This is a genomic window from Streptacidiphilus sp. PAMC 29251 (genome assembly GCF_054208735.2).
This window is the reverse complement of record NZ_CM135725.2, coordinates 4,697,669-4,718,413: the sequence shown is the minus strand read 5'-3', so window position 1 is coordinate 4,718,413 and position 20,745 is coordinate 4,697,669. Positions and strand designations below refer to the sequence as shown.

18 protein-coding genes and 1 pseudogene are annotated in these 20,745 nt (G+C 70.4%); 3 read left to right on the top strand and 16 right to left on the bottom strand.

The features are described from left to right. Positions 1-6 precede the first annotated feature (6 nt). From ACXKR8_RS22095 to ACXKR8_RS22075, 5 genes are read right to left on the bottom strand one after another with little or no spacing between them, the layout of a single operon-like run. Positions 7-1,356 (bottom strand): cytochrome P450, encoded by a 1,350-nt coding sequence (locus ACXKR8_RS22095; RefSeq protein ID WP_458274605.1) that lies wholly within the window; start codon positions 1,354-1,356, stop codon positions 7-9. Next, complete coding sequence (locus ACXKR8_RS22090) at positions 1,353-2,261, bottom strand: hypothetical protein (protein ID WP_458274604.1); 909 nt, start codon at positions 2,259-2,261, stop codon at positions 1,353-1,355. Before ACXKR8_RS22090 ends, ACXKR8_RS22095 begins: the two co-directional genes overlap by 4 nt. Continuing rightward, complete coding sequence (locus ACXKR8_RS22085) at positions 2,258-5,026, bottom strand: PEP/pyruvate-binding domain-containing protein (protein WP_458274603.1); 2,769 nt, start codon at positions 5,024-5,026, stop codon at positions 2,258-2,260. Before ACXKR8_RS22085 ends, ACXKR8_RS22090 begins: the two co-directional genes overlap by 4 nt. After that, a complete protein-coding gene (locus tag ACXKR8_RS22080) occupies positions 5,023-5,688 on the bottom strand; it encodes a nitroreductase family protein (protein WP_458274602.1) in 666 nt (221 codons plus the stop codon). The genes ACXKR8_RS22085 and ACXKR8_RS22080 overlap by 4 nt, the downstream gene beginning before the upstream one ends. Beyond that, positions 5,685-6,341 carry a methyltransferase family protein gene (locus ACXKR8_RS22075; RefSeq protein WP_458274601.1) on the bottom strand — a complete coding sequence of 219 codons (657 nt, stop codon included), beginning with the start codon at positions 6,339-6,341 and terminating at the stop codon, positions 5,685-5,687. Before ACXKR8_RS22075 ends, ACXKR8_RS22080 begins: the two co-directional genes overlap by 4 nt. A 156-nt stretch (positions 6,342-6,497) precedes the next feature. Here ACXKR8_RS22075 and ACXKR8_RS22070 point away from each other — a divergent pair, with 156 nt between their 5' ends. Then, complete coding sequence (locus ACXKR8_RS22070) at positions 6,498-7,532, top strand: polyprenyl synthetase family protein (protein WP_458274600.1); 1,035 nt, start codon at positions 6,498-6,500, stop codon at positions 7,530-7,532. A gap of 286 nt (positions 7,533-7,818) precedes the next feature. Continuing rightward, positions 7,819-8,373 carry an NAD(P)H-dependent oxidoreductase gene (locus ACXKR8_RS22065; protein WP_458274599.1) on the top strand — a complete coding sequence of 185 codons (555 nt, stop codon included), beginning with the start codon at positions 7,819-7,821 and terminating at the stop codon, positions 8,371-8,373. A 173-nt stretch (positions 8,374-8,546) separates the two neighbouring features. On the opposite strand, the pseudogene ACXKR8_RS22060 reads toward ACXKR8_RS22065, so the two are convergent. Then, positions 8,547-8,721, bottom strand: a pseudogene (locus ACXKR8_RS22060) (ISAzo13-like element transposase-related protein); the annotation flags it as partial. Between the two features lie 675 nt (positions 8,722-9,396). Here ACXKR8_RS22060 and ACXKR8_RS22055 point away from each other — a divergent pair. Further along, positions 9,397-10,389, top strand: a complete 993-nt coding sequence (locus ACXKR8_RS22055) for an Lrp/AsnC family transcriptional regulator (RefSeq protein ID WP_458274598.1) — start codon at positions 9,397-9,399, stop codon at positions 10,387-10,389. 62 nt (positions 10,390-10,451) lie between these two features. Here the strand turns inward: ACXKR8_RS22055 and ACXKR8_RS22050 are convergent, their stop codons facing one another. The 10 genes from ACXKR8_RS22050 to ACXKR8_RS22005 are packed head-to-tail and all read right to left on the bottom strand — an operon-like array spanning position 10,452 to position 20,605. Further along, entirely contained in the window at positions 10,452-11,966 is a 1,515-nt protein-coding gene (locus ACXKR8_RS22050; RefSeq protein WP_458274597.1) for a GMC family oxidoreductase, read from the bottom strand. 54 nt (positions 11,967-12,020) lie between these two features. After that, positions 12,021-13,385 (bottom strand): aldehyde dehydrogenase family protein, encoded by a 1,365-nt coding sequence (locus ACXKR8_RS22045; RefSeq protein ID WP_458274596.1) that lies wholly within the window; start codon positions 13,383-13,385, stop codon positions 12,021-12,023. Continuing rightward, positions 13,385-14,485: a phenazine antibiotic biosynthesis protein gene (locus ACXKR8_RS22040; protein ID WP_458274595.1), complete on the bottom strand. Its 1,101-nt coding sequence runs from the start codon at positions 14,483-14,485 to the stop codon at positions 13,385-13,387. Before ACXKR8_RS22040 ends, ACXKR8_RS22045 begins: the two co-directional genes overlap by 1 nt. 39 nt (positions 14,486-14,524) lie before the next feature. After that, a complete protein-coding gene (gene phzG / locus ACXKR8_RS22035) occupies positions 14,525-15,193 on the bottom strand; it encodes a phenazine biosynthesis FMN-dependent oxidase PhzG (protein ID WP_458274594.1) in 669 nt (222 codons plus the stop codon). Beyond that, positions 15,186-16,007, bottom strand: coding sequence for a PhzF family phenazine biosynthesis isomerase (locus ACXKR8_RS22030; protein ID WP_458274593.1), 822 nt, complete (start codon positions 16,005-16,007; stop codon positions 15,186-15,188). Before ACXKR8_RS22030 ends, phzG begins: the two co-directional genes overlap by 8 nt. Positions 16,008-16,023: 16 nt before the next feature. Beyond that, positions 16,024-16,374 (bottom strand): hypothetical protein, encoded by a 351-nt coding sequence (locus tag ACXKR8_RS22025; protein WP_458274592.1) that lies wholly within the window; start codon positions 16,372-16,374, stop codon positions 16,024-16,026. Further along, a complete protein-coding gene (locus ACXKR8_RS22020; RefSeq protein ID WP_458274591.1) occupies positions 16,371-18,236 on the bottom strand; it encodes an anthranilate synthase family protein in 1,866 nt (621 codons plus the stop codon). Before ACXKR8_RS22020 ends, ACXKR8_RS22025 begins: the two co-directional genes overlap by 4 nt. Further along, positions 18,233-18,856, bottom strand: a complete 624-nt coding sequence (locus ACXKR8_RS22015; protein ID WP_458274590.1) for an isochorismatase family protein — start codon at positions 18,854-18,856, stop codon at positions 18,233-18,235. The genes ACXKR8_RS22020 and ACXKR8_RS22015 overlap by 4 nt, the downstream gene beginning before the upstream one ends. A gap of 25 nt (positions 18,857-18,881) precedes the next feature. Then, positions 18,882-20,048 carry a 3-deoxy-7-phosphoheptulonate synthase gene (locus ACXKR8_RS22010; RefSeq protein WP_458274589.1) on the bottom strand — a complete coding sequence of 389 codons (1,167 nt, stop codon included), beginning with the start codon at positions 20,046-20,048 and terminating at the stop codon, positions 18,882-18,884. 47 nt (positions 20,049-20,095) lie between these two features. Next, on the bottom strand, positions 20,096-20,605 hold the full coding sequence (locus ACXKR8_RS22005) for a PhzA/PhzB family protein (RefSeq protein WP_458274588.1): 510 nt from the start codon (positions 20,603-20,605) through the stop codon (positions 20,096-20,098). Positions 20,606-20,745 lie beyond the last annotated feature (140 nt).

Here is a 20,745-nt window from a genome sequence, read left to right as displayed (position 1 = left end):
TCATGGCTACTCGGTTCCTCTCGTCGGCCCTGGAGACCACGGGCATCCGGACGCCGCCTCGGCGCGATCTCCAGCCCGATCTCCAGCGCGGTTCCCGGCAGGGTGCGCGGCGGTCGGCTGCGCGGCGCCGGGCCATCCCGCGCCGGGCCACCCCCCGCCGTCCCAGCGCACCGGCAGCGCGAGCGGCCCGCGGATGAACTGGCCCGTGGTCCAACGGACTTGGTCTTCGGGTACGGCCAGGCGCAGCACCGGGAACTCCGCCAGCAGAGCGGTCATCCCGAGGTCCAGCTGCAGCCGGGCCAGCGGCGCGCCCAGGCAGTAGTGGCGGCCGTGGCCGAAGGCGACGTGCGGGTTGTCCTTGCGCTCGGGGTCGAAGCGGTCGGGGTCGGCGAAGACCGCGGCGTCCTGGTTGGCGGCGGCGGTCAGCGGGACCACCACCTCTCCGGCCGGGATGAGCACGTCGCCGAGCCGCACGTCCTCCAGCGCCACGTGCGCCGCGCCGCCGGTCCCGATGAGCGAGCTCCAGCGCAGCACCTCCTCCAGCGCGGGCGTCAGCGCCTCCGGCTGCTCGCGCAGGCGCGCGGTCAGAGCCGGGTCGCGCAGCACCGTCAGCACCGCCATCGCCAGCTGCCGCGAGGTGGTGTCGAATCCGGCCATCAGCAGTCCGGACCCGAAGACCGCGACCTCTTCACGGCTGAGGCGGTCGGAGCCCTTGCCGGTGAGCAGCCGGGTGATCAGGTCGTCGTGGGGCCGGCCCGCGGCGGCCTCGTTGAGGCGTCGTGAGACCAGGGCCGTGAAGTAGCCGTGCATCTCGGCGTGCGCGGCGGCCACCTCGTCGGGGGTGTGGAGACCGAACGACATCATCACGGCCATGGCCGGGCGCAGTCGGAGGGCGTCGTCGTACGGCAGGCCGAGCTGTTCGGTGCTGGTGCGCAGCGCGAACGGGACGGTGAACTCCTCGACCAGGTCGGCCGGTTGCGGCAGGGTGCGCAGCCGCGCGGCGCAGTCGGCGGCGAGTCGGCGCAGCCGCGGCTCCGTCTCGCGGGCCCGCCGGGCGGTGAACTCGGCGGCCACGGCCTGCCGGCGACGGCTGTGCACCGGGGGGTCGCTGGTGGCCAGCGCGAGGGAGCCGCTGGAGCGGGCGAACATCGGCCGGCCGGCGAACGAGGCGCGGCTGAACCGGTCGTCCGACAGCACGGCCCGCACCTCGGCGTACCGGCTGACCAGCAGGGCCGACGCGCCGTTGGACAGGACCACCCTGGGCAGCCCCGGCTCGGCGGTGAGCTCGGCGAACCGCGCGGGCGGTCGCGCGCTGGGCGGATGCGGGAACGGGAATTCCGGAAGCTCGTCGGTCATGGGGTACGGCCTTCCAGGAGGTCGACCACGAGGAACGCGGTGAAGGCGGCGAGGAGGTAGAAGCCAGAGTCGGCCGGAGGCCAGCGCTCGGCGCCGCCGCGGAAGAAGCGCAGCGCGCCGCGCACCGGCAGCACGGCCGGGACGACGACGAGCCACCCGGCCTCGGCGCCCGGGTTCCAGGGCCGGGTCAGCGCCAACGCGAGGACGGTCGCCACGGCGGCGGCGGCCAGTGCGGCGCGCGCCGTCGCCGCCACGCCGAACACGGCCACATAGGTCCGCTCGCCCGGCTTCGGCGCACGGGTGGTCTTGCGTGCGAGTTCGAGGTGCGTGAAGATCGCCAGCATCGTGGCCAGCGGCAGCAGCGCGGAGGGGCCGGCCGACCGGTGGGTGTCGTGCAGCAGCGCGGCGTACAGGTAGCCGCCGAGCAGCAGCTGCACCGGCAGACCGGTCAGGGCGCTGAGGACGATCGCGTCGCCGGAGGGCCAGTGCGCCAGTCGGTCGGCGGCCAGCAGGGCGAGCAGATAGAGGAGGGCGGCGGCCGCACCGGTCCAGGCGATGCCGCGCGGGAGGTTCAGCCCCAGCACGACGACGGCCCCGACGGTGATGAGCACGCCGACGTCGCGGACGGCGACCGCGCCGGAGGCCAGCGGTCGCCGCGGGTTGTGCTCGCGGTCGTAGTCCAGGTCGCGCAGGTCGTCGACGGCGCGGACCAGCAGCAGCAGCACCGTGAACGACGCCAGCGTGGCGAGGGTGGCCCAGCCGGGCCGCCAGGTTCCCTGACCGTGCTCGCCGGGCCGGGCCAGCGCGAACATGGCCGTCCCGCCGAGCGCCCAGGCCAGGGCGTAGGGCAGGTAGAGCGCCGGTGGGAAGCTGCCCCGCAGGTAGCGGCGCAGCCGGACCGTCACGGTGCGCTGTCCTCGGCCGGGACCGCCAGGATGCGTACGGTGCCGGCCCCGCCGTCCAGTTCGACCTCGGCGCCGTCCGGTATTCGGGTGGTGGCGTCCGCGACCGCGACCACGGTCGGTATCCCGAGGAGTCGGCCGGTGACGGCGGTGTGGGACAGCAGCGTCCCGCGTTCGACCACCAGGCCCCGGGCCGCGGTCATCAGGAACAGCCAGCCGGGGTCGGTCTCCCTGGCTATCAGGATCGCGTCCCGGCAGGTGTCGGCGGGAACGTTCGGGTCCAGGACCACGCGGGTCCGCGCCCGGACGATGCCCGCGCTCGACGCCAGGCCGCGCAGCACGTCCGGATCGTCCGGATCGCCCGGGGTGCCGCCGTCGCCGGGATGCGTGGCCGCCGCCGGCCGGGCCGGGTCCAGCGGCCGCCCGGCCAGGCTCACCAGTTGCGAGGGCGGCGCGGGCAGCGTCTCCCAGCGCTCGCGGTCGGCACGGCGCAGAGCCGCGGGCGCGCGCAGGTCGCCGCCGGGGAACGTGCCGTCGAACGCGCCGAGGACCTCCTCCACGGTCAGGTCCAGGACGTCGCGCGGATCGTCGAGCTGTCCGGCGCCCGCCAGCAGCACCCCCAGCCGCAGCAGCACCCGCCGGGACAGGCCGAACAGTTCGGTGCGGCAGAGCCGTGCGTCCTCGCGCGCCTTGACGTGTGCGCGCATCCGGGAGGCGAGGGCGCGGATGACCGCGCGTCGCAGGGGGTTGCGGCAGCTCTCGCGCAGTTCGCGTTCGCCGTCCGCGCGGATCTTCCGCTCGTCGGCGCGGCTGGCCTCGGCGCCCGCGGCCTGCCGCAGCTGCGGGCGCAACATGTCGAGCAGCATCTCCGGCCGCTGGCGCGGGGTGAGCTGTTCCAGCTTCAGGTCGCCGACGGCCCGATCGCCGAACAGGCGCAGCTGGCGCCGGGCTGCTTCGGCGATGTCGGGCCCGTGGACGCCGTCGACGAGCTCCCGCCACACGGCGGCGCCCTCGGCGGCGGTCGCGGCGTTCAGGATCCGGTCGCGGGCGTCGGGCCGCGCGCGGAGCAGGTCGGACAGCTCCAGCGCGCCGCGGAGCCCGGCCAGGGTGCGGTTCTCCGGCCCGCCCGCCAGCAACGCGCCGAACAGGGCCCGGTGCCGGGCGCCGGTCCAACGGCGCAGCGAGCTCTCGTAGCCTGCCGCGGGGAGGATGCCCAGGACCGTGTTGGTGAGCGTGACGCCCCACTGCGTGCCGACCTCGGCCCACAGCCGGCGGTAGAACGCGACCAGGGCCTCGGCGTCCAGCGATTCGAGGTCGCCCGCGTCCGCGGCGGTCCGGTCCCAGCGGGCGAGGAACTCCCGTACCTGACGGAAGTGCCGGGCGCTGCGGAGCAGGGTGCCGGGCGCCGTGCGCAGGGCCCGGCGGCGCCAGCCGGGGGACAGGTCCGTCCCCGGCTCGGGGCGCAGGCCCATCGAGTGCTCCCACCAGCCCCGGACGAACTCGAACTCGGGCATCATCCCGTGCAGCGCGTACCAGGCGTCGAGCCGGTAGTAGACCCGGCCTTCGCGCAGGCCGACCATGCGCTCCAGATGCTGCGCGTTCTCCCGCAGACGCTCCTCGGGAACGCCCATCCGGCGGTAGAGGTCGGTGAAGGCGGTCCGGTAGAAGTCGCGCGCCAGCGAGTACGTCAGCGCGCAGGAGACCCCCGGATAGCTCTCGGTGATGTTGTGGTTGCTCCACAGCACCTGGGCCGGGAGCTGCGCGAGCGGCCGGGACTGCACGATCCGGAGTTCTCCGTCGGCGGTGAGGGCCCCTTCGATGTCCTGCGGGCAGCCGAAGAACTCCTCGATCCTGCGGGCGGTCCCGACCACCAGCGCCAGCGCGTGTTCGCTCAGGACCGGCTGCTCGGCCAGCTCCGCGGGGACCTCGCAGGGCGTCGGTCCGGCCGGGCCGCCCGGTTCCGGCGCCCCGACCATACGGCGCTTGACCGCGATCTCCTGCCGCACCGTGCCGGTGGCCCGCTCGGCGAAGTAGTGGTCGACGTCGGCGCGTTCCTGGACGACGCCCTCGCCGATGCCGTAGGCGGCCGCCACGACCACCCGGTCGGCGCCGTCGCGCGGGTCGCGGGTGAACGCGACGAACGAGCCGGCGCCGAGCACCATCTGCTGGACGCCCACCGCGACCCGGGCCGCACCCGGATCGGTGCCGCGCCGCAGCCGGTAGAGGACCCCTTCGGCGTTGTAGGCCGAGGCCCAGCATTCGACGATCCGCCGGAGCAGGTCGGCGCGCGGTACGTACAGGAAGCTGTCGCTCAGTCCGGCGAACGGGTCGGCCGCGCTGTCCTCGCCCTGCTGGCCCCGGCCCGGCACGACGCACGCGCGCACGGCGGCAAGCCCGTCGGGGCCGATGACCTCGTCGAACGCGAGCCGGACGGCGCGGGCGAGGTCGTCGTCCACCTCGACCGACAGCACCGCGGCGCGCGCCTGCTCGCTCCAGCGCCGCACGGCCTCCGGGTCGGCGGCGGTCGGCGGCGCGGCCAGGCCCGCCAGCACCGGCGCGAGCGCCCGGTCGAAGGCGGCGGCGGGCACCGCGAACAGGTCGGGCACGGCGAACCCGGCGGCGCGCAGTTCGGCCAGCCGGGAGAACTTGTGGCCCGCTGCGGTCGGATCGAGCAGTTGCTTCTCGCGGAGCAGACCGGGAACCGGTTCGCCGACCGGGCCCTGACGTTCCGCCAGGCCGCCGCTCGGGGCCTCGACGGCCGCCGTCATCGGCCCGGTCCCGCGGCCGCCGTCGCGGTCTCCGACTGCCAGCCGTCCACGTGCAGTACCTCCTCCAGCGGACGCCGCCGACCGGGCCCGAAGGTCCGCCGGAGCGTGTAAGCGGTCGGGATGAGCGGTCCCTGGTGGACGTGTTCGGGCAGGCCCAGCAGCTCGGCCAGCTCGGCCTCCAGGCCGAGGTGGACCGTGGTGAGGGTGGTCCCCAGGCCCCGGCTGCGGGCGGCCAGCGCATAGCTCCACGCGGCCGGGAGCAGCGAGGTCCAGAGGCCGGCCTGGTTGCCCTCCGGGAGCGGCTCGCCGGTCTGGAGACAGGGCAGGACCAGCACCGGCACCCGGTGCAGTCGTTCGGCGAGGTCGCTCGCGTCGCGGAGGACGCCGTTCTGCGGAGCCGTCGGGCCGTGCCTCGCGCGGAAGGCACGCCGGTAGATCTCGGCGACCTGCGCGCGGCGGTGCGGATCAGTGATCAGGATCCAGCGCCAGTCCTGCCGGTTGGCGCCGTTGGGCGCCTGGAGCGAGAGGCGGATGCAGTCCTCGACGACAGCCCGGGGGACGGGACGTTCCAGGTCCAGGCCGCGCCGGACCGACCGCGTGGTGTTCAGCAGTCGGTCGCAGACGTCGGCGTCCAGCCCGGGTATCCCCGCCGGGAGGGTCACCACACTCCCGGCACGAGGCGGGCGTGCTGCGCCGCGTAGGTGCTGTAGGCCGGGAGTACCAGCAGCGTGCGCTCCTCGACCCGGATGCGCCAGGACAGCACGCAGGCCAGCCCGGTCAGCAGCACCAGCGCCGGCCAGTTGAAGAAGAACACGATCAGGCCCGCGTGCCCCAGCAGCATGCCCGCGTAGGCCGGGTGCCGGATCAGGCGGTAGGGGCCGGTGGAGACGATCGCGTGCGCGTCGTGGCGGATCACGTGATGGGAGTAGAAGCGCCCCAGCGTCCTGATGGCCACCAGGCGCAGCGTCACGCCGCCCGCGAACACCGCGACCGCGGCGGTCTCGCGCAGCACCGTCTCGGCGCCCAGCGGCACGATGAACAGGGCCGCGGCGACGGTCGCGAACCGGGTGAGGCCGTAGACGACGAGCGTGGACACCTCGCGCGGCGGGGCGCTCGGCCGGCCCAGGCTGACCGGTGCCTCGGCCAGCAGCCACAGCAGGTTGAGGCCGATGAACGCCAGCGCGAATATGCGTCCTGGCTGGTCGTGGCGGCTCCAGACGATTGCCAATCCGACGGTGTTCACCACCAGACCAATAGCGAACAGTGCGGGTGTGATCGTCTGTCGCCAGACTAATTGCCGGTCCGTGTCGGCCACCGGTATTCCCCTCCCCCTGGTCGTGCCGGATCCCGTGCCGAAACACGGCGGTCACAAATGAATGGCACAACTACCTTCAGCACCATGCGAGTTCCATGTGCTCGGCTGGCACAAGTTAGCGTCTCAGCATCCTGATTGTCGACTGTGGAGGGCACCATGACAGCGAATGCACCCCTGTGGAGTTCGGACGGCGTGCTGCGGCGATTGCGCGGCCTGGGGGAGGAGTTGTCCGTCTCCGACGGTCCCGGCGCAGCCGCCGACCGGGCGATGGGACGGGCCCTGACCGGCTTCCTGGACCGGATCGCCGGGCGCGGCTCGGGGCCGGCCGTGGACGGCATCGTCGCGCTGCCGTTCCTGGTGCACGGGACGCACTCCGGCGACCCGGCCGCGGCCGAACCCGCGGCGATGGCGCATGTGCTGTGGTGGGTCTCGGCACGCTACCTGGACGACCTGTCCGACGCCGAACCCCGGCCGTCGGCCGTCGGTGCGGACGGCACGGACGGTGCGGACCGGGAGCTGCTCGCCGTGGTCGGGATCGCCTGCCACCTGTCGGCCGAGGTGCTGGACGAGGCCTGCCGCGACGACCCGGAGATGGCGCTGCGGCTGCGTCAGGAGCTCTCGCGCTGCTGGCACCGGGCGATAGCCGGGCAGCTCACCGACCTCACGACGACCGCGGCGACGGCGACCGCCGAAGAGGTCACGGCCGGCTACCGGGGCAAGACCGGTGCCCCGTACGGGATGGCCGCGGCGATGGGCGCGGTGCTGGCCGGGTGCGATGCGGCGCAGGTGGACGCCTGGCGCGACTTCGGCGTGCGCTTCGGGGTGCTGCGGCAGATGGTCAACGACCAGCGGGACATCTCCTCGGGGCGGTACGAGGACCTGCGCAACGGCACGGCCACCTCTATGGTGGTGCAGTACCTGGAGTCGCTGTCCGAGCCGGAGCGCGCGGTGGCGGAGAAGCTGCTGGCCGGGTGCGCGGACTCCGCGGCGGCCCGGGACGAGTTCGCGGCGCGACTGACCGAGCCGAGCCGCCTGCGGGCCTACGCGGCGACGGCCGGGCCGCTGATCGACGGGCTGCACGCGAGTGTCGAGGAGGCCGGGGGAGTGGGCGGGTACGTCGCCGGGCTGCACGGGCTGGTCGAGCAGACGGTGCACCTGTACCCGGACTTCCTGCTGGGCGCCCGGGACTGACCTGCAGGGCCGACGTTGCGGCGGCCCCGGGGCGCCGGGGGTGCGCGTGAATATCCACCACCTGGGCGGGCACCGGTGGAATGAGTCCCTCAATATTGCGTGATAAATGCCGCTCGGGTCGCCGACCGCCTTTACTTGAAGAGACGCAGCCGCTCGTTCCGAAAGCGATCACCCTTTGCAGGCGATCGAGAAGAGCGCATGGCTGCGGCCACGGCCGACCCGCTCGCCAACATTGGCAGTGAGGACGCACACGGTTCGCGTCCTAACACGAGAAATGGACCAGTTAGTGACCACCAATCGCACCCTCGTCATTGTTGCCCACCCGAACCTCACGGAATCCCGCGCCAACGCCGCCCGGATCGCCGAGATCAAGGACTTGGAAAACGCCACCGTCCACGACCTCTACGAGGCCTACCCCGATTTCAACATCGATGTCGCCCGCGAGCAGCAGCTGCTGCGCGAGCACGACACCGTCGTTCTCCAGTTCCCGGTCTTCTGGTACAACGTGACCCCGATGGTCAAGGCCTGGTTCGACGCGGTCCTGGTTCCCGGTTTCGCCTTCACCTTCGACGGTTCCGCCTCCGAACTGCGCGGCAAGAAGGCTTGGCTGGCCATCACGGCCGGCACCACCCTGGAGACCTACACCGCGGAGGGCCTCGCCCGACGGACCCTCGAGGAGTACCTCGCCCCGGTCGCCCAGACGCTGGCGTTCTGCCAGCTCGACTACCAGGGTTTTCACGCCGTCTACGGCGTGATGTTCGACCCGTCGGACGAGGACCTCGCCCTGGACGCCAAGGAATACCGCAGGCTCATCTCGGCCGGTGAGAAGCCGGTCGGCTGACCTCGGGCATTCGTGGACCTCGATTATTCGTGAATTCCTCGAATTTTCACGAATAATCAAGGTCCACTCCGGGGCCGAGCCCCGGGCCGCGCGTTCCCGCACGGCACCGCCGCTTCCTTCGCTGAACTCGACGAGAGTTCAGCGAAGGAAGCGGCGGCTCAGGCTCTGATACCTCGAGCCCGTCCTTCCGACTCCCACCAGCGCGGCGCAGAGTGGCCACGGCGAACGCCGCAGTGTCCCCGTCGCAGCCCACCGAGACCCGCCCGGCGTCCGCGGCCGGGTCGTAGATCCCTTAGAGGGCAGCGCCTGCTGCGCGCCCTTCTCCGGGAAGTCGTGCGCGCGCAGCTGCTTGCGCCCCGCCCCGGCCGGGCGACGCACGCGCCCCGAGGGCGAAACCCCTGTGGCACCCGCCGCCACACGAATCCCGCTGTGTCCCAGCGCCCGCGCGTCCGCGTCGAATACCAGACGCCGACGTCGCCCATCCGGATGCGGCAGCAACCTGCGAACTTCTCGACCAGCCCCGCCACGAAGAGCAAGAACATGTACACTCGCCCGAGTAGTTCAGGAGCTGGTCGGGGGGCTGGTGCAGTGTCAGCGAACAATGCCGAATCGGTCGGCCTTCACCGCTTGGAATGCCAGGTCGGGCAGGGCGGAGGGGTTCCCGGGCAGCCGCGCGGTGCGGGCCTGGCGCCGGTACTCCGCGGATCAATGCAGCTGTTGACGGACCGCCAGGTCGCTGGGAAACGCGTCCGAGGCCGGCAGGCCGGCGGTACCGAACACGTATTCCTTAAACCACGATTATTGCGACTCCATGCCCGCGCGCCAAATTCGGCAGAGCATGACCGATCACGAGAACTGGCTGACCACCACCATGGAACGCCGTCGCCGACAGCCAAGTTCATCCGAGGTCCTGTTCCATGCTATCCGAGGAAAACTGGTGCCGCAAACCGTGCTGAGTAAACCTTGCTGAGCGCCCCTGGCCCTAGACGGTCAGTGGGCGATTTTTCTGAGCCAACGGTCCCCGTGGTCGATGAATTGGACCACTGTATTATTCACGCCCTGCGTATCGACGGTCGGGCGCCGTTCAGCCGGATCGCCGAGGTTCTGGGCGTCTCCACGCAAACAGTCGCCCGTCGCTACGGGCGGCTGAGCAGCGAGCTTTCGCTTCGCGTCGTCGGGGTGGTGAACCCGCGGCGACCGTCGGGCGGGAAATGGATCCTGAGGCTCACGGCCAGCCCGAACACCGCTCAGAGTGTCGCGCAGAGCCTGGCTCGGCGGGACGACACCACCTGGGTGCGGCTCATGTCCGGGGGAACCGAAATGTGCTTCGTCATGAGCTCCGATGCGCACCACACGCTGCTGTTCCGCGAGATCCCTCGGGTGGCCAACATCATAGAGGTGTCTGCGCACCGCCTGCTGCACACCTATCTGGGCGGCCCCACCGCATGGCAGGGGCACACGGCCGCTCTCACCGACGAGCAGCAGGAACAACTGCGCCGAGCAATCGACTCGTCAGAAGGCGCTGACGAGCCCAAGTTGCGCTCATCCCTGACCCAGGCGGACTGGCAGCTGCTGGCCGCGTTGCAGAACAACGGCCGCATCAGCTACACCGACCTCGCCGCCGAGACCGGCCAGTCCTCCTCGACCATTACCCGCCGGCTCGCTGCGTTGCAGGCCAGCGGCATGCTCACCTTCGACGTCGAGATCAGTGCGGAGGTGTACGGCATCACCACGCAAGCCCTGCTGTGGATGTCGGTCGCCCCCGCGCACCTGAACCAGGTGGCGAGCACCCTGGTCAAACACAGCGAGCTGGCCTTCCTGGCCTCCACCACCGGCCCGACCAACCTGGTGGCCCTCGTCCTGTGCAAGAGTCCCAGCGAACTGCACGACTACCTGGCCCATCGGCTCAGCACGCTGGACTCCATCCGCATGCTCGAAACAAGTCCGGTCCAGAGGACCCTGAAAACCTCCAGTCCGTTCCTGCACAGCACCCCCAGACGCAGCCATTCAGCCTGACGCGAGCCGGGCTTTCCCTGGCTGAACTCCCGTCGAGTCCAGCCGGGGAAAGCCCCTGGCAGTCAGTGGTTGTAGACGAGGTGGGCGATGCGTTCGGCGAGCATGATCGTGGTGAGGTTGGTGACGCTGGAGGGCACGTACGGGATGATCGAGGCGTCCACGACCCGCAGGGCGGCGAGTCCGTGCACGGCTCCGCGGGAGTCGACGACGGCCTGAGGCGAGTCGGCGGCACCCATGGGGGCGGTGGAGGTGGGGTGACCGTAGATGGAGAGGTTGGATTCGATCACCTGCATCAGTTCCCGGTCATCGTCGGGCAGTTCGCGCGGGAACAGGGGCCCGGCGAGGTACGGCGCGAGGGCCGGGTCACGGGCCAGCTCACGGGCGATTCGTACGCCTTCGAGCATGCGTCGGCGGTCGCGCTCGGTGCCGAGGTAGTTGTCGTCGATCAAGGGCTGGGCAAGCGGATCGCGGCTGGCCAGGCGCAGCGTGCCCTGCGCGTCGGGGAGCACGAGAGCCGTGGACAGGGCGAAGACGCCGCCGGGGGGCAGGAACGGAAGCCCGTTGGGATGCACGGCGACGACGTTCAGGTCGAGTTCACCGTCCGCGGCCTCGCTGGAGGCGGTCCACAGCAGCGCGCCGAGGGCCGGAGTCGTCTCCGCCCGCTCGGGGGGGAGCGCATAGATCGTGTGGAAGAAGGGGTGGTCCTGCAGGTGTTGTCCGACGGGTAGGTCGGCGAGGAGTTCGATGCCGAGCGACGCCAGGTCGCCGGCCGGGCCGATGCCGGAGCGCAGCAGGATCGCCGCGCTTCCGTAGGTCCCGGCAGAGAGGATCACCTCGTCGGCATGGTGCACGACCCCGTCGGCGGTGACCACTCCGGTCGCGCTGCCACCGCCGAACAGGACCCGGTCGACGTCGACGGCGCCGTGCACGGTGAGATTCCGGCGAGCGCGCACCTCAGCGGTGAGGTAGACCAGTGCGGTGTTCTGTCGGATCCCATCGAGGACGTTGACCGCGAAGGCTCCGACGCCGTCCTGCTCGGTGCCGTTGAAGTCGGTGATCCGCTTGTGGCCACGGGCGACCGCGGCGTCGATGAAGCCGCGATGCGCGGGGGTCAGCTCGGATTCGCCCAGTTGGCGCACCGGCATCGGCCCGCTTCGCCCGTGGAACTCGTCCTCGCCGGTGGGGGTGTTCTCCAGGGCGCGGAAGTACGGCAGGACGTCGGTGAAGCTCCAGTCGTCGAGCCCGTTCTCGGCCCAGCGGGCGAAGTCGCGGACCCGGGCGCGGAGGGCGGCACCGGCGTTGACGGCGGAACTCCCGCCCATCACCTTGCCGCGCAGAGTGGCGATCTCGGGGCTCAGTCGCCCGCCCCGTGAGGTGTATCCCCAGTCGTGATCGGGATCGGCGATGCGGTTGGCGTCGAGCAGCGCGTCGGGGAACCGGGTGGGGCCGTAGTCCGGCCCTGCCTCGAGCAGCACGACGCGCCGGGCGGGGTTCTCGCTCAGGCGAGCGGCGAGCACTGCGCCGGCCGACCCGCCGCCGACTATCAGGACGTCGGCTGGTTCGACGGAGTGGGACAAGGTATGACCCTTTCGATCTTGTTGGAGTGGGAGCGGGCTGACCGGCACCGGAGGTCAGTTCCGGATGACGCCCTTGTTCCGCATGAGGAAGTCGGCCAGGTAGCCGTCGTGCGGTACCGAGGGATCCATCCAGTGGGTGGGCTGGCTTCCCAGGTACACGTTGCTGATGGTCGGCTCGTCGAGCAGACGGTCGATGAGCTGGGCGTCATGGGTCATCGCGTTGAGCACGAGCGTGTTCTTCAGCGGGCCCGTACCGGCCTCGGGTGTCCACGGCGCGATCCACACGCAAGGGAACGGCAGTTCCACACCTGCCCGCGGATCGGCTGGATCGTCGAGTTGGTGGACGGCAGGCAGCAACGCGGCGCTCCCGTCCCCGAGTTCACCGACGATGCCGTCGCCGCCGAGCCAGGGCCGGGCGCCCGCCGCCTTCTTCAGCAGGTGCGTTTCGATCGCCCTGGCGACCGCGAGCGGCTGTACGGGCAGGACGGCCTTGTCGTCCTCGGGCGGCAAGGGCATCGCGGCGGACAACCGCGCCGCGACAGCCTCGGCGAGCGGAGTCGGGTCGCCCTGCACGAAGACGGCTGTCGTGTTCACGCATCCGGTCCCGCCGTGGCCGCTCACGGATGCCACGATCACGTCCAGGTGGTCGCGCCAGTCCACATCGGCCGTGATCAGGATCTTCGACCGGCCCGGCCCTTGCGGCAGCACCGTCGCGGCCTCGCCGTACTTAAGGGTCACCTCCTCGCCGCCGTAGACCATCCCCAGGTCGGCGCCGCGCAGAACGGCGTCGGCGCCGGCGTGGTCGGTGGGCAGGAGCACCACCTGGTCGTCGGCGAATCCCGCGCTCCGCAGTGCCGACACCAGCCGGTGCGGGGTGAAGGGATCGCGGCTGGACGGGCGGACCGCGACGCGGTAGCCCAGCGCCAGGGCCTCCGGCCAGATGCTGTGGGTGCCGGGATGGTTGCCCGCGGCGTGCACGGCGAACACGTCTCCGCGCCGGGTCCACACCGAACGCCCGGTCCGCGTCAGCGGATCGCGCCAGTTGTCGACCGCCCCCCGTGGGCGCGCGTACTGGACGCTCGCATGAGCCTTCGCCACCCGCTCGGCGACCGTCGTGGTCGCCGTGACGACGGAGGAGATCGGGACTCCACCGACCCTGCTGACGGCGTACTGGTACTCCTCGACGGTCAGGCCGTCGATCGTCGCGGTCGCGAAGAGGGCGGCCGCACGGATCATCGCGTCGGCCCGTTCGTCGGCCGGCATGACGCCGCCCCGGCGCAGCGCCGCCATGGTGCGGTTCACGTACAGCGGCGGCACGAGGCTCAGCTCGGCGAGGGGAGTGCCTGCCACATCGGGGACCGTCTGCCTGTTGCTGGCGCGGAAGGCGCCCTTTGCACCGAGCGCGGGTAGGTCGATCATCAGTAGACCCCTTCGATGACGTCCTCGTCCTCGAACACCGCGACCGTGGAGACGTCGGCGACCGAGTCCCCGACCAGGCCGCTCACCTGCGGAATGCGCGTGACGAGGTCACGTTCCAGGTTGCTGGGCAGTAGGAAGGACTTGCTGACGTGGTTGACCAGCACCCGGCCCCGCTCTCCGTAGGGCACCGGCTCAAGGCTCTTCGAATCGACGACCGAGAAGGTCACGTACGGGGAGAACGAGTCGAAGATGCACGGATCGTCGAGGGAGATCCCGGCACGCTCGCCCGCGACCCCGATGATCATCGTGCTTCCGTACTCGCCGCACAGCGCGACCTCGGGGAACACCTCGGTCTTGAAGATGCGCCGGGAGTCGGCGTCCATCTGCGTGCCTCCCCACCTGATGCACTTCACCCGCTCGTTCACCAGGGCGACCAACTTCTCGTCCCTGGACAGCCGTTCCAGCAGCGGGGGGGTGATGGTGAGCAGGCCGACGTCCTGCGTCCGCAGGACCTCGGCGGCCTGGTCGATGAGGTGCTGGGCGTAGGCGTCGACCTGCCCGAACTGACCCTCGGCGATGAGCCGCTTCACCCAGCGCGGGTCGAGGTCGATGGTGAAGCCGTGGCGGCCGTGCGTGACGGCGTGCTGCCGGAACAGGGCGCCCACGACGTGCGGCCCGGTCGGGATGATTCCCAGCCAGTTCGCTCCGCGCGGCACACCGTGCCGGTCGAGGTTCGCGTTGCTCCAGCCCACCATGCGGTCCAGCCAGTCGCGCATCAGCACGACCCGCTTCGGGGCGCCGGTGGTGCCGCCGCTTTCGAAGAACCCGATCACGTCGGGCTGCTTTCCGTAGCCCTTGGGAATCAGGTCCTCGCCGCGGACGTCACGGAGCTCCGCCGCCACGTTCGGGAAGAGCCGGAGGTCCTCGTAGGACTTGACGTCGGCCCGCGGATCGAAGCCGAGAGTGGCGGCTCGGTCCAGCCAGAACGGGGAGCCGGTCTCGGGATTGAAGTGCCACTCCATGGCGGCGCGGATGAATTCGTCCGGATCGGGCTGGACGTCGAACGGAAGATCCAGGATCTGTTCTGCGGTGAGAGGCATGGTCTCTTCCTCGTGGAAAGGGTCGGGTGTGGCTGGGACCTACGGTTGAAGGCGGCTCGTGCGCCACTCGGGCGCGTCGCGGTCGTAGCGCAGCCTGCGGTGCAGCCGGTCCGAGCTCGCGGACCAGAATTCGACGACGTCGGGCTGCAGCCGGTAGCCGACGAAGAACTCGGGCCGGGGCTGGGGCGCTCCGGTCAGTTCCAGGCTGCGGGCCCTGGCGCGCAGAGCCTCGACGTCCGCCAACCCCCCCAGCGGCTCGCTCTGCTGAGTGACCGTCGACATGGCGTGCAACGGAATCGCCCGGGCGGACCACAGGGCGTCCGACTCGGTGTCGGGCAGCAGCACGACCGGACCGGAGAGGATGATCTGCTGACCGGTCTCCCTCCAGTACAGCAATCCCGACGCCCACCCCGTAGCAGCGAGTTCGCGTCCTTTCTGGCTGCAGCTGTGGCTGGTGAACACCAGACCGAGGTCGGTGACCTCGGTGATGGCGACCACCCGGTTGGAGGCGCGGCCGCGGGAGTCCGCCGTGGCCAGCGCCAGCGCGGCGGGCTCGCGGACTCCGATGTCCCGTGCCTCGGAAAGCCAGCTGCGCACCAGCTGGAGCGGCTCCGACGGCGGCTGGTCGTACTCGGGGAAGGGGAGGTCGACCTTCCCGCTGAGGGACTCGAATTTACTCGCGTCCACGGGAGTCTCCACGCTAGACATGGATGGTCCCTTCGGCGACGACGACGGCGTGCCCGCCGACGTGGACCGAGCGGATCGACTCGCCGGCCCCCTCGGCGGTCGCCCTCATGACCGACGGGCGTCCCATCTCCACTCCCTGGGTGATCTCGATCTCCTGCCCGTACTCGGCGAACCCGTGTCTGGCCAGGTGAATCGCGAGCGGCCCGGCAGCGGAACCGGTCGCCGCGTCCTCGACCACCCCGTAGGCGGGGGAGAACATCCGGGTCCGCCAGCCCCCGTCCGCCCTGGCGAAGCAGTTGGCGGCCATGTCGGGGAAGTGCGAGAGGGCGCGATGATCCGGGTGGAGCGCGGAAAGCGCCTCGACGTCGGGCAACCCCACGAACACGTGCCGCGGCCCGTTGTGGTAGATCTCGACCGGGGCCGTCGATGACCCGATCCCGAGTGCGGCCAGGAGGTCCGCGGCGAGATCGTAGGGCTTCCAACTGGGAACCGGCTGCTCCATCCGGACCCACGCGGCGCCGTCGCGGGTGCCCAGCTCGAACGGGATGACACCCATCGCGGTCTCCAGCTGGAACCTGTCGCGGCTCCAGGTCCGACCGAGCGCACAGGCTGTGCCGAGCATCGGGTGCCCGGCGAACGGCAGTTCGTTCACCGGGGTGAAGATCCTGATCCGTGCGTCGCCGCCCTGCTCGGCCGGCAGCACGAAGGTGACCTCGGAGAGGTTCATCTCCTTCGCGATGCGTTGCATCGTCCCACCGGTCAGATCCTCGCTGTCGAAGAAGACGGCGACCGGGTTGCCCAGCAACGGCTCGCTGGCAAAAGCGTCTACGACCATGTATCGGTGCATGAGTTCAGCGCTCCACGGCTTGGGCCGGTATCGAGGGCCGGGCGGAGAAGGCGAAGCCGAGCGAGTCGATCCCCTCGGCCACCGCTGCGACGTCGAAGCTGGCGCGGTGGTCGGGCGCGTATCCGATCAGCTCGGCCGCCCGGTTGGGGGGCAGCGGCTGATCTGCCGGAACATCCGGATCCCACCACATGATCGCGCCCCAACGGCCGCGTTCGCGGTCGGCGATCCACAGCTTCAGGCGCAGTCCCTCGACCTCGCGCCACGGCTCGACGGAGCCGTCACGAAGATCCTGCTCCAGGGATTCGACGGTCTGCTGCGATCTGGCCAGGTCCCACCAGACGACAGTCACTCTCATCGGCTGAGCACCCCCTGTATCGCCTCGCTGATGATGCGCGGACCGTCGACGGTGAGCACCGACTCGGCGTGGAACTGAACCGAGGCGAAGCCCGGCCCGCGGAGCGCGTTCACCTCGCCGGTCTCCTCGTCCCGGTTCACCTCGACCACACCGATCCCTTCGACGGTTCGCTTGCTCACCGCGCTGTGCGCGGCGAACGTGTTGTAGAAGCCCACGCGTTCGCGCACGCCGAACAGGTCGATCTCACGCTGGACACCCTGGTTGGGCACCTCGCGGCGGTGCAGGTCGAAGCCGAGCCTCAAGCTGAGCACCTGATGGCTCAGGCACACGGCCAGCATCGGCCGGCGACTCGCCAGCGCGGTGTCGATCGACTGCCGCAGCTTGGCGATCTTGGGGTGGGAGGCCATCCGCGGATCTCCCGGACCGGGACCGAAGACCGTCAGGTCGTAGGCCGCCACGTCGTACGGCTCGTCGAAGCGGCGGACCTCCACGGACAACCCCAGTGACCGCAACTGCTGGTCGAGCATCGCGGTGAAGGTGTCCTCCGCGTCCACGACCAGTGCCGTCATGCCGTCCAGCCGGGCCCCGGCCGGCGGGCGGTCATAGGTGTCCCGGAGCCAGAATTCCGCGATCCCCTCGTTGCGGCGGTCCAGGGCGGCGCGGACCTCCGGGTCGGCCGCGTAGCCGGATGAACGGTCGGACTTGAGCGCGTTGAGCAGGGTCGCCAACTTGCTGTGGGTCTCGGCGACTTCAGCCATCGGGTCGGAGTGGCGCACCAGGGTGGCCCCCACGGAGATGTTCATCCGGCCGCCGGGATCGATGTCGGCGGTCCGGATCAAGATCGCCGAGTCAAGCGTCTGCTGTCCGGCCGTGTCCCGTCCGATCAGCGCGGCGACCCCGCTGTAGTAGCCGCGTCCTTGCGGCTCGTAGCGCCAGATGACCCTGGCGGCGCTCTCCAGCGGGCTCCCGGTGACGGTCGGGGCGAACATCGTCTCGTGCAGGACCTCACGCACATCGCGGCTGGTCCTGCCCTCGATCAGGTACTCGGTGTGCGCCAGCCGCGCCATCTCCTTCAGGTACGGCCCGTGGACGCGTCCCCCGTCGTCGCACAGCCGGGCCATCATCTTCAGTTCCTCGTCGAGGACCATGTAGAGCTCGTCGGTCTCCTTGGTGTCGGCGAGGAACTCCATGACCCCCTGCAGGGTGGGGCCGCCGGACGGATACCGGTACGTGCCGCTGATCGGGTTCATGACGGCCGCGCCGTCGGCGAGCGAGATGTGGCGCTCCGGTGTCGCACCGACGAGAGTGCGGCGGCCGGTGTGGATGATGAAGGTCCAGTAGGCCTTCTCCTCGCGCTCCAGCAGCCGCCGGAAGAACGACAGGGCGCTGGTCGGAGAGTAGTCGCCGATGTCGGCGACGAACGAGCGCTTCATCACGAAGTTGGCGCCCTCGCCGGTGCCGATCTCCTCGGTGACGATCTGGCGCACCATCTGCGCATAGGCGGCGTCGTCCACGTCGAAGTGTCCGCCGGTCAGTTCCGTCGGGACCTGCGGGAAGCGGGCAAGCGCTTCGGCAACCGGCACCGTGTCGCGCGCGGTGAGGCTCATCGCGAGCAGGGGTGCGGCGTCGTCCCGCGCCGCGAAGCCGCGATCGGCCAGTTGCCGGTAGGGGACGAGCACCAGCGTGTCGAGCGCGGGACCCGGCCCGGAGTCGTCGGCCAACGGGATGTCTTCCAGCGACTTGTACTCGTTCACCTGGCCGGTCAGGACGTCCAGCGTGCCGGGGGAGCCGCTTTCGGGACGGTGGATGATCGCGAAGGCGGGCAGTTCCAGCGCGAGAACCTGCTCGAGCAGGGCGCTCATGCGAGCACGTCCTCGGTTCGGACCACCATGGCGCAGCACCGTGCCGCGTATTCGAGGGTCATGGTGTGGCGGGCTTCGGAGAAGTCGCCGAGGGCGTCGGCGACCAGGAAGGGCTGGATGTCGTTGGAGAACGCGTCCAGAGCGGTCGACAGCACACCGATGTGCGCGTAGACGCCGCAAATGATCAGCTGGTCACGCTGCAGCGCGCGCATACGCTGCAGCAGCTCCGACCCGAAGAACGCGCTGTAGCGCCATTTTGTGCTCATCCAGTCGTCCGGGTCGGGTTCGAGCTCGGGCACGACCGCGCGTTCGGCCTCGTCCGTGCGCATGCCGGGGCCCCAGAAGTCCTTCAGGAGCCCGCGTTGCCGGTCCGTCATCCCGCCGGGCTGGGCGGTGTAGGCCACCGGCACCCCCAGCGCTCCGCAGCGCTTCTTGAGGTCGGCGATGTTGCTCACCAGTTCGCTGCGCATGCCGTCGTCGAAGGGTTCGAGGAAGTAGCTCTGCATGTCGTGGATGAGGAGCACCGCCCGGTCCGGGTCGACGGTCCAGCGCACGGTGTTGTCCGGCAGCGCATCCCTCGGCGGCAGTCGGTAAGGCGCGATCGGCGGTATTCCCGTCATCAAAGGCTCCTTCTCTCTAGGAATCTCAGTACTCGGACCACGCCGAGACCACCTCGACGGCCTGGGGGGTGTTGAGCCGCGGATCGCACAGGCTGGTGACGGGGCCCGACCCCAGCTCGGCCGGGTCCAGCACGCACTCGGTCACGTGGTCGGGGGTCGCCTCGAGGTGAAGCCCCCCGGCCGGCACCCCCGCCAGGTCCAGGACCCGCCGGAAGCCGCGGACTTCCCGGGCGACGGTTCCCACCAGCCGGTACTTGGTGCCGTCAGCCGCGCTCTCGGTGTTCCCGTGCATCGGGTCGCTGAGCCAGACCACCGGGTGCCCGGCCGACTGCACGGCCTCGACGAGCCGGGGCAGCCGGTCGGCGACGAGGTCGGCGCCCATGCGCACGATCAGGGAAAGCCGGCCCGGCTCCCGCTCCGGGTCCAACCGGTCGCACAGCTCGACGATCTCGCCGGCGGTCATGGACGGGCCGACCTTGCAGGCAACCGGGTTGACCACCCCGGCGAGCAGGGCGACGTGCGGCCCGTCGATCTGCCGGGTCCGCTCGCCGATCCACGGCCAGTGGGTGGAGCCGAGCCAGTGCCGACCGCCGTCGAGCTCTCGGAGCATCGACATCTCGTAGTCCAGGAGCAGCGCTTCGTGGCTGGTCCAGACGACAACTCCGTCAGGCCGGGGCGTCGACCCGACCCAGCCGAGCTGCATCATGATCTCCCACGCCGCCATGTAGCCGGTGAGCATGCGCAGGGGATCGGGACGTCTGCTCTCGTGGGTCGGCTCCGGCCCGTTGATCATGTGCCCGAAGAAGGACGGCAGTTCGCCGTCTCCGAGTTTTTCGACCCGGCTGGAGCGGGGCTTGGTGAACTGCCCTGCGATCCGCCCGACCCGCAGCGTCTGCTTGCCGGTGGCGGTCTCCAGGTTCCGGGCGAGCAGGTCGATGAGTCCGGTCTTGCCTTGAATGTGCCCGGCGGTGCACTCGGCCGGGTCCTCCGCACAATCGCCGGCCTGCAGCACCTGCATCTCGCCGGTGGCGACCCGGGCCAGGTGGGAGCGGAGGTTCTCTACCTGCACCGCGGTCACCAGCGGTGTGACGGACGACAGCATCGCTCGTACGAGCTCGACCTGTGAGGGATTGCCCCATTCGGGCTGATGGCGCGCCTGGGACCTCTCGATGTCGGCAAGGATGTTTCCCATAACGACCTGCTCCATTGCTTGATAGGAAGACGCCCGGCGAACGGCGTTCAGGTCGGTATGTCAGCCCGCTTGACCTGAGGGACGGCGATGCCCAGAGCCCGGAACTGCTCGCAGGGGTTCATGAACTCGCGCTGGCTCTTGATCTTCCCGTTCTCGAACAGGAAGGAGTGCAGGAAGTGGTTGCGGTAGTGGCCGTCGGGATAGTCGGCGAAGCGGATCGTTCCCTCGCCGTCGCATTCGACCCAGAACCGGTCGGGGTCCTGCGTGTCGAAGATCTCGATGTTCGTCCAGGCCCAGTCGGGGAAGCACTGGAGCGACCACTGGCCGTGGTCGCCCAGTCGGTCCCTGCCCTTGATGACGATCGGCTGCCCGGTTTCCGTTGTCCAGAGACCGCCGGTGCCGTCTTCGGTGAACAGGAGGTGCCGACGCAGGCGATCCTGCCCACGGGTATTCATGTACTGTTCCACGATCGCGCGGTTGCTCGTTCGCTGTTCCGCGTCGCTTCGGGACTTCGACAATGTATCGGTGGTCTCAGCGGTGCCGGTGATGTCGACCATTGGCTCTTCCTGTAGTGCCGAAGTAAAGCCGGATCACCGCGCGCACAAGGGCAGGCTCAACCATCACGACCATGCTGAAGAGCATAATCATGCATTGGTTCAGGAGATTTCTGTCGACCCCGCCATCCCGTGCACGACGG

Bases quoted from the DNA above. Each gene is read 5' to 3' on its own strand.
- ACXKR8_RS22095 (WP_458274605.1), bottom strand. From the start codon at position 1,356: ATGACCGACGAGCTTCCGGAATTCCCGTTCCCGCATCCGCCCAGCGCG.
- ACXKR8_RS22085 (WP_458274603.1), bottom strand. From the start codon at position 5,026: ATGACGGCGGCCGTCGAGGCCCCGAGCGGCGGCCTGGCGGAACGTCAG.
- ACXKR8_RS22070 (WP_458274600.1), top strand. From the start codon at position 6,498: ATGACAGCGAATGCACCCCTGTGGAGTTCGGACGGCGTGCTGCGGCGA.
- ACXKR8_RS22045 (WP_458274596.1), bottom strand. From the start codon at position 13,385: ATGATCGACCTACCCGCGCTCGGTGCAAAGGGCGCCTTCCGCGCCAGC.
- ACXKR8_RS22040 (WP_458274595.1), bottom strand. From the start codon at position 14,485: ATGCCTCTCACCGCAGAACAGATCCTGGATCTTCCGTTCGACGTCCAG.
- phzG (WP_458274594.1), bottom strand. From the start codon at position 15,193: ATGTCTAGCGTGGAGACTCCCGTGGACGCGAGTAAATTCGAGTCCCTC.
- ACXKR8_RS22030 (WP_458274593.1), bottom strand. From the start codon at position 16,007: ATGGTCGTAGACGCTTTTGCCAGCGAGCCGTTGCTGGGCAACCCGGTC.
- ACXKR8_RS22025 (WP_458274592.1), bottom strand. From the start codon at position 16,374: ATGAGAGTGACTGTCGTCTGGTGGGACCTGGCCAGATCGCAGCAGACC.
- ACXKR8_RS22020 (WP_458274591.1), bottom strand. From the start codon at position 18,236: ATGAGCGCCCTGCTCGAGCAGGTTCTCGCGCTGGAACTGCCCGCCTTC.
- ACXKR8_RS22015 (WP_458274590.1), bottom strand. From the start codon at position 18,856: ATGACGGGAATACCGCCGATCGCGCCTTACCGACTGCCGCCGAGGGAT.
- ACXKR8_RS22010 (WP_458274589.1), bottom strand. From the start codon at position 20,048: ATGGGAAACATCCTTGCCGACATCGAGAGGTCCCAGGCGCGCCATCAG.
- ACXKR8_RS22005 (WP_458274588.1), bottom strand. From the start codon at position 20,605: ATGGTCGACATCACCGGCACCGCTGAGACCACCGATACATTGTCGAAG.